This window comes from Shewanella sp. CAL98-MNA-CIBAN-0140, assembly GCF_040309905.1.
GTDB lineage: Bacteria > Pseudomonadota > Gammaproteobacteria > Enterobacterales > Shewanellaceae > Shewanella > Shewanella psychromarinicola.
Map to the genome: position 1 here is coordinate 1 of NZ_JBEOPI010000300.1, position 234 is coordinate 234.

Below are 234 nucleotides of genomic sequence, written 5' to 3' on the forward strand. Positions count from 1 at the left end.
GTTGAGTACATTGCTGAGCGTGAAAATGAATTTGGTCAAGATGTGCGTGCGTGGTTTTTAGCGCAGCCTATTATTACCTGGGATTTAGGCCATGCCCTTGAAATGAAAGAAAACACTCTGTTGCTAGGGATGGAATGGCAATATTGGCATAACAAATTTGGCACTAATGTTACAGAATCGGTACCACAACTTCATGTTGAGTGGACTTTTTAAGCTTTAACTAGGGTCTTATAT

1 pseudogene is annotated in these 234 nt (G+C 40.2%); it reads left to right on the top strand.

The features are described 5' to 3' along the window. A pseudogene (locus tag AAEY93_RS21140) lies at positions 1 to 213 on the top strand (nucleoside-binding protein); the annotation flags it as partial. Positions 214 to 234 lie beyond the last annotated feature (21 nt).